This window comes from Cupriavidus sp. HMR-1 (assembly GCF_000319775.1).
Classification (GTDB): Bacteria; Pseudomonadota; Gammaproteobacteria; order Burkholderiales; family Burkholderiaceae; genus Cupriavidus; species Cupriavidus metallidurans.
In genome coordinates this window covers 1-7,118 of record NZ_ANKP01000205.1, presented here as the reverse complement: position 1 = coordinate 7,118, position 7,118 = coordinate 1, and the positions used below count along the sequence as shown (strand labels likewise).

Below are 7,118 nucleotides of genomic sequence, written 5' to 3'. Positions count from 1 at the left end.
GTGGTGACGCCCCGGCACGCCGCTTCAGCGACTCCGCCGACCGCGCCCGTGGTGAGCGCACCGAACGCCCGGCACCGCGCGCCGAAGCGCATCAGCCGGTCTCCGAGCATGAAGACGGCCTCGTCCGCCTCTCCAAGCGCATGTCCGAACTGGGCCTGTGCTCGCGCCGCGAGGCCGATGAATGGATTCCGCGTGGCTGGGTGCTCGTCGACGGCAAACCAGTGACCGAACTCGGCACGCGCATTCGTCCCGAAGCGGAGATCGAAATCCTGCAGGCCGCGCGCTCGGAACAAGGCGAGCGCGTGACGGTGCTGCTGAACAAGCCGGTCGGCTATGTCTCCGGCCAGGCCGAAGATGGCTATGAGCCGGCGGCCGTGCTGTTCGCGCCCGAGAACCAATGGGAACTGGACCCCACGCGCAAGCGCTTCGCCCCGTGGCAACGCAAGAATCTCGCACCGGCGGGCCGGCTCGACATCGACTCGACCGGGCTGCTCGTGCTGACCCAGGATGGCCGCGTTGCACGCGCGCTGATCGGCGACGACTCGAATGTCGAGAAGGAATATCTGGTGCGTGTGGAGTGGGAGTCGCCGCAGGGTCTGGTCGAACGCAATATCAGTGCCGTGTTCCCCGATGACATGCTGGAGCGTCTGCGCCATGGTCTGTCGCTGGACGGCGTGGCGCTCAAGCCCGCCAAGGTCAGCTGGCAGAACGAGGAGCAACTGCGCTTCGTGCTGCGTGAAGGCCGCAAGCGTCAGATTCGCCGGATGTGCGAGCAGGTCGGCCTGAAGGTGGTTGGCCTCAAGCGCGTGCGCATGGGCCGTGTGGTGCTCGGCGACTTGCCGCCGGGCCAGTGGCGCTTCCTGGGGGCCTTCGAGAAGTTCTGATCGGCGGCGCCTGCCGGCTATTCCTCTCTCCCGTCAGCGGGGGGAGGAATAGCCATCCATCACTCAAACGCCTGCGCGCTTCCCGGTCACCGGTTGCAGCTTGTGCAGCGCCTCCTCGGCCGACTCATCAGCCGGCACATAGACCAGCAGCCGCGCGCCGTTACGCGGCGCGGTCCACCAGTTGGTCTGCGTCAGGTTGAAAGCCCCCGTTTCCGGATGGGTGAACTGCTTGACGTGGTTCTGGATACCGCGCACCTGATAACGCTGCCACAGATCCCGGAATAGCGCCGACACCGCCATATAGCGCTCGAGTTGCGCTTCCCAGACAGGATCGTGCACATGCTCGGCCATCGCGGCCCGGTAAAGCGCCACCATGTTCGCAACCATGCCATGCCAGTCAACCACGATCGCGCGCCAGGCCGGATGTGTCAGCGCCAGATAGACACAGTTGCGATCCTCGACCGGCAGGCCCGGCAGATCGACGCCAAGCAGGCGGCAATAGGCATCGTTATGCGCGACGATGTCGAATCGCGCGTTCTGCACCAGGGCGGGAATCGGATCGAGCTGGTCGAGGATCCGTTGCGTCGTGGCGGACACCGTTTCGCAGACCGACGTCCCCGCGAGTGGCGCCGGACGTTGCATGCCAGCCAGTGTGAACAGATGCTCGGTCTCCGAGGGCGAACACTGCAGCGCTGCGGCAACCGCATTGAGCACCTTCGGCGATACCCGGATCGGACGGCCCTGCTCCAGCTTCGTGTACCACGTGATGCCGATGTCAGCCATCGCGGCCACTTCCTCGCGCCGCAAGCCGGGCGTGCGCCGCCGGCCCATGCGCGACAGGCCCAGCCGCGCCGGATCCAGGCTCTCGCGCCGGGCGCGCAGGAATGCGCCTAGTTCCACCTCCCTGCCGGTGCCCTCGATCTCCTCGTAGCCATCCACATCGAGCAGGACACCCGGTTCCTGGCGAGCATTCATGATCAGTCACTCCGTTTGCCTAGGCTGACACAATTTATACCAGTCTAACTGGACTCTTGTACCAGTCTGATCGACCCACCATACTCCGGTCCTCAAGCGTTGTCGAGGCCAGATCCGCCATGCAAACATCCCCCGCCCCCACCCTCGGTCGAGCCGGACTTTACGTCCTGCTGGCCGGCCAGCTACTGCCACAGATCGACTTTTCGATCGTCAATGTGGCGCTACACCCTATCGAGCACTCCCTGGGAGCGACGCCGTCCGAACTGGAACTGATGGTGGCCGTCTACGGCGTGGCATTCGCCGTCTTCCTGGCCATGGGCGGGCGGCTCGGCGACAACTACGGTCGCCGTCGCATCTTCAACGTCGGTGTGCTGCTCTTCGGCGTCGCGTCGCTACTGTGCGGCGTGGCGGATTCGATGCTGTCGCTGCTGATCGCGCGGACGCTGCAAGGCGCGGCGGCGGCGCTGCTCGTGCCGCAGATTCTGGCGACGATTCACGTCGGCCTGCGTGGACACGCCCACTCCCGTGCCCTGGCGCTGTTCGCGTCGATTGGTGGCATCGCGTTCATCATCGGGCAGGTTCTGGGCGGCTTGCTGGTCGACGCCGACATCGGCGGCCTGGGGTGGCGCAACGCGTTCCTGATCAACCTGCCGATCTGCCTGGCCATCCTGGTTCTTTCGCCGCGCGTGATCCCCGAGACCCGGCGTGAGAACGCCACTGGCATCGACGCCCCGGGCACCGTGCTGCTGGCTGCCGTGATCCTGGCGATTCTGCTTCCGATCGCGTTGGGACCCATGTTTCGCTGGTCGTGGCCCGTGCTGGCCGTTCTGGCCGCCACGGCGCCGTTGATGCTGCTGCTCTGGCACATCGAACTGCGCCAGGAACGCCGCGGCGTGCATCCGCTACTGCCACCATCGTTGCTGCGACTGCCCAGCGTGCGCTTCGGCTTTATCGTCGCCGTACTCTTCTATGCGTGCTGGAGCGGCCTGATGTTCGTGCTGGCGCTAACGCTGCAGGGTGGCGTGGGTATGACGCCCACGATGGCGGGCAACACGTTCATTCCGCTTGGGCTGGCCTTCATTGCGGGATCGCTGGCGAGCCCACGCGTGGTGAACGGCTGGGGCCGCACGCGTGTGCTGATAGTCGGATGCGTGACACAGATGGCCGGCGTTGTGGTGCTCGCCTACGTGCTGCGGCACGCCTGGCCCCACCCGGACATCCTGACGCTCGCCCCGCCAAGCTTGCTGATCGGCTTCGGCAATGCGCTGGTGGTCGGGTGCTTCTACCGGATTGGCCTGGCGGACATTCCCACCGACCAGGCCGGCGCGGGCAGCGCCGCGCTGGCCACGGTTCAGCAGGCCTCGCTTGGACTCGGCTCGGCCCTGCTCGGCACGGTATTCGCGCAGCGACTGCATCACGCCGCGACTTATCTCGATGCGGCGCTGGCCAGCCTCGCCGCCGAGTTGTGCCTGATGACGATCCTGGTTGCCGCTGCGCTGGTCTATCACAACCGGCATGGACAGCCGGCAATCACCGCGTGCGCTTCGCCTCAGTCGTCGTAATTGGGTGGTAGTTCGGGGAACAGGATCTCGGTAAAACCGAAGCGCGTGAAGTCCTTGATCCGCATTGGATACAGCACGCCGATCAGGTGATCGCACTCGTGCTGCACCACGCGCGCATGGAAGTCCTCGGCCACGCGCTCGATCCTGTTGCCCATCATGTCGAAGCCCGTGTACTTCAGCCGCGTGTAGCGCGGCACCACGCCGCGCAGGCCCGGCACCGAGAGGCACCCTTCCCATCCATCTTCCATCTCGTCGGACAGCGGTTCCAGGGACGGATTGATCAGTACGGTCTTCGGCACGGTCGGTGCGTCGGGATAGCGCGGGTTGCGATCGAAACCGAAAATCACCACCTGCAGGTCCACGCCGATCTGCGGCGCGGCAAGGCCGGCGCCGTTGGCATGTTCCATCGTGTCGAACATGTCGTCGATCAGCAGGCGCAGTTCAGGCGTGTTGAACTGCGTCACGGGGCGCGCCTGTTGCAGCAGGCGTGCGTCGCCCATCTTCAGAATGTCCCGGATCATTGCGCGTTCTCCCTCTCTCCGTATCAGGCTGCGCCGGCCTCGGCCAGCAACTTCAACATCCCTTCCTCGTCCAGCACCGCCACGCCCAGTGTCTGCGCCTTCTCGAGCTTGCTGCCCGCCTCGGCCCCGGCCACCACGTAGTCGGTCTTCTTCGACACCGAACCCGCCACCTTGGCGCCAGCGGCTTCCAGCTTCTCCTTGGCGTCCTCGCGGGACATCGTCGGCAGCGTGCCGGTCAGCACGAACGTCTTGCCAGCCAGCGGCAGCGGCGCACGCGCGGTCGGCTCTGTCTCCGCCCAGTGCACCCCCGCCGCCCGCAACTGTTCGATAACCTCGACATTGTGCGGTTCTGCAAGGAAGTTGGCGATCGACTGCGCCACCACGGGGCCCACGTCGTTGACTTCGAGCAAGGCGGCCTCGTCCGCGGCCAGCAGGTTGTCCAGCTTGCCGAAGTGCTTGGCCAGATCCTTGGCCGTCGCTTCTCCTACATGACGGATGCCGAGCGCGAAGATAAAGCGGTTCATCGTGGTCTCGCGCGACTGCTCGATCGCCACCACCAGATTCGATGCCGACTTGTCGGCCATCCGGTCCAGCGCCGCGAGCTTCGCCACGCCGAGCTTATAGAGATCGGCAGGCGTGCGCACGATGCCCAGGTCGACCAGTTGCTCCACCACCTTGTCGCCCAGCCCTTCGATATCCATTGCCCGACGCTGCGCGAAATGCAGCAGCGCCTGCTTGCGTTGCGCGGCGCAGATCAGCCCACCCGTGCAGCGTGCAATCGCCTCGCCTTCGAGTCTTTCCACGTGCGATCCGCAGACCGGGCATTCAGTCGGCATCACAAACGCACGGGCGTCCGCCGGGCGGCGCTCCAGCACCACGGCAACCACCTCCGGAATCACGTCACCCGCGCGGCGCACGATCACCGTGTCGCCGATATGCACGTCCTTGCGCCGGATCTCGTCCTCGTTGTGGAGCGTGGCATTGGTCACGGTGACCCCGCCGACGAACACTGGCGCCAGTCGCGCCACCGGCGTGATCGCGCCGGTGCGGCCAACCTGAACCTCGATGTCCTCGACCGTAGTGGTCATCTCCTGCGCAGGAAATTTGTGCGCCAGCGCGAAACGCGGGGCGCGCGAGACAAAGCCGAGCTGTTCCTGTTCGGCAATCGCGTTGACCTTGTAAACCACGCCATCGATGTCGTACGGCAACTGGTCACGACGCTCGCCAACCTCGCGATGGAATGCCAGCAGGCCCTGGGCGCCCCGGACCACTCGCCGCTCGTCGCAAACAGGCAAACCGAGCTTGGCAAAGCCGTCAAGCATTGCACTATGCGTGACCGGACGGTCGACGCCTTCCATCTCGCCCACGCCATAGGCAAAGAACGAAAGCGGGCGCTTGGCCGTAATACGCGGATCAAGCTGGCGAAGGCTGCCCGCCGCCGCGTTACGCGGATTGACGAATGTCTTTTCGCCCGATTCGGCCTGGCGCGCGTTGAGCTTGTCGAAATCGGCGCGATACATGAACACCTCGCCGCGCACCTCCAGCACGGACGGGGCATTGCCACGCAGCTTGAGCGGAATCGCCTTGATCGTGCGCACGTTCGCGGTCACGTCTTCGCCCGTCTCGCCGTCGCCGCGCGTGGCGGCCTGCACGAGCGTTCCGTTCTCGTAGCGCAGCGACATCGCGAGCCCGTCGAACTTCAGCTCGCAGGCGTACTCGACGGTATTCCCGGCGTTGCTTGCGGCTGCCTCGGCGGCATCGGCCGCGCTGAACAGATCGTCAACCGGCGCGGCGGGTGTCGCGGGTGCTGCGGGTGTGGCACGGCCGAGGCCCTGCGCGCAGCGCCGGTCGAAATTGATGACGTCCTCGTCCTCGAAGCCATTATTGAGCGACAGCATCGGCACGCGGTGGCGCACCGAATCGAACGCCGACAACGGAGCGCCACCCACGCGCTGCGTGGGGGAATCGGGTGTCAGCAGTTCGGGATGTTCAGCTTCCAGCGCCTGCAACTCGATGAACAGCGCATCGTAGTCGGCGTCGGGAATCGTCGGCGCATCGAGCACGTAATACTGGTAGCTGTAGCGCTCCAGTTCTTCGCGCAACCATTGCGCGCGCTCGGCGGGGGAAGCGCCGGACGGCGCGGAGGCCGAAGCCTGCGCGCCTTGTTTCTTGGCGGTCATGACTGGCTCCGTTACTGGCTGAACAAGCGCACGGCAACAGGCGATCCGGCGGGCATTCCGCGCGATTCCAGCTTCTCGTATAACTTCTCGAGTTGACCGAAGATCGCCACGAACGACGCCTCGGTCAGCGGCCGCATATTGTCGTCGACCAGTTGCGCGCCCATGCGCTGGGCCAGGCTGTACCCGTATTCGCACACGGTCTTGAACGGCTTGGCCGCCTGCGATGCCTGCGGCACGTCGAGCAGCAGCGTGATCTGTCGGCCGGCGCTCAACGTCAGGTCGTCGCGCAGGAAGTTGGTATCGCCGAATTGCAGCGTGAACAGCGGCCGTTGCACGCCGTCGGCGCCCGGTTCATAGCGGATGAAGCGTGTGCCGTCGCGCGACAGCACCAGCCCGTCCTGCGTCGCCACCGTCTGGACATAGGCGGCCGACCACGGCGCGCCATCAGAGATCACGTTCACGCCGAGCTGCACGTCCGCGCCCGCCGCAAACGCGTCGAGTTCGCGCGCATTCCCGACGGTCTCGGTCATGTCCGGCAGGTCCGCCGATGCATCGAGCGATTCGGACAGGGCTTCCACCGCGTTGACGAATTCGGAGAATTCAAGCGCGTTGAGCGGACCACTGCGATTCGCCAGTTGCACGGCCACCTGGATGTCTTCGTACTGGTGACCTGCGGTCACGGCTTCCCACGCGTTGGATTCGACGCGCAGGCCCTCGATATGCACCTGCTTGGTACCGGCGCGACGCAGACGGCCCGTCAGCGGCAAAATACGATCGCCCGACGCTTTGCGTTCCAGATGCATCGGCACGATGCAGTCGATCAACGGGTCAATCACCGCAGGCGTGGGCTGACCATTGAGGGTCTCGGCCTCGGCAGGCTGCGCGCGGGCAGGCGCCTCTTGGGCTTCCGCCTGTTCGTCGGCCTCGGCCGGTGTCACGTCTTTGGCGGCATGCGCCGCCGCTGGCGAGGCGGCTACAGCGACCTCGTCCGCCACC

At 65.7% G+C, this 7,118-nt stretch carries 6 protein-coding genes; 2 read left to right on the top strand and 4 right to left on the bottom strand.

All coding sequences use genetic code 11. The features are described from left to right. Positions 1–884, top strand: an 884-nt coding sequence (locus D769_RS20295; protein WP_008648936.1) for a pseudouridine synthase, incomplete at its 5' end; no start/stop codon positions are given. A 63-nt stretch (positions 885–947) separates the two neighbouring features. On the opposite strand, the gene D769_RS20290 is transcribed toward D769_RS20295, so the two are convergent. Beyond that, positions 948–1,859 carry a helix-turn-helix transcriptional regulator gene (locus D769_RS20290; protein WP_008648934.1) on the bottom strand — a complete coding sequence of 304 codons (912 nt, stop codon included), beginning with the start codon at positions 1,857–1,859 and terminating at the stop codon, positions 948–950. Between the two features lie 119 nt (positions 1,860–1,978). Here D769_RS20290 and D769_RS20285 point away from each other — a divergent pair, with 119 nt between their 5' ends. After that, positions 1,979–3,421: an MFS transporter gene (locus D769_RS20285; RefSeq protein ID WP_008648932.1), complete on the top strand. Its 1,443-nt coding sequence runs from the start codon at positions 1,979–1,981 to the stop codon at positions 3,419–3,421. On the opposite strand, the gene def is transcribed toward D769_RS20285, so the two are convergent. The 3 genes from def to D769_RS20270 all read right to left on the bottom strand — a co-directional run. Then, positions 3,409–3,942 carry a peptide deformylase gene (gene def, locus D769_RS20280; protein WP_008648931.1) on the bottom strand — a complete coding sequence of 178 codons (534 nt, stop codon included), beginning with the start codon at positions 3,940–3,942 and terminating at the stop codon, positions 3,409–3,411. The two genes, D769_RS20285 and def, sit on opposite strands and share 13 nt — an antisense overlap. 23 nt (positions 3,943–3,965) lie before the next feature. Continuing rightward, positions 3,966–6,122, bottom strand: a complete 2,157-nt coding sequence (gene ligA, locus D769_RS20275; RefSeq protein ID WP_008648930.1) for an NAD-dependent DNA ligase LigA — start codon at positions 6,120–6,122, stop codon at positions 3,966–3,968. Between the two features lie 11 nt (positions 6,123–6,133). Next, on the bottom strand, positions 6,134–7,118 hold a 985-nt coding region (locus D769_RS20270; RefSeq protein ID WP_040011164.1), incomplete at its 5' end, for a cell division protein ZipA C-terminal FtsZ-binding domain-containing protein.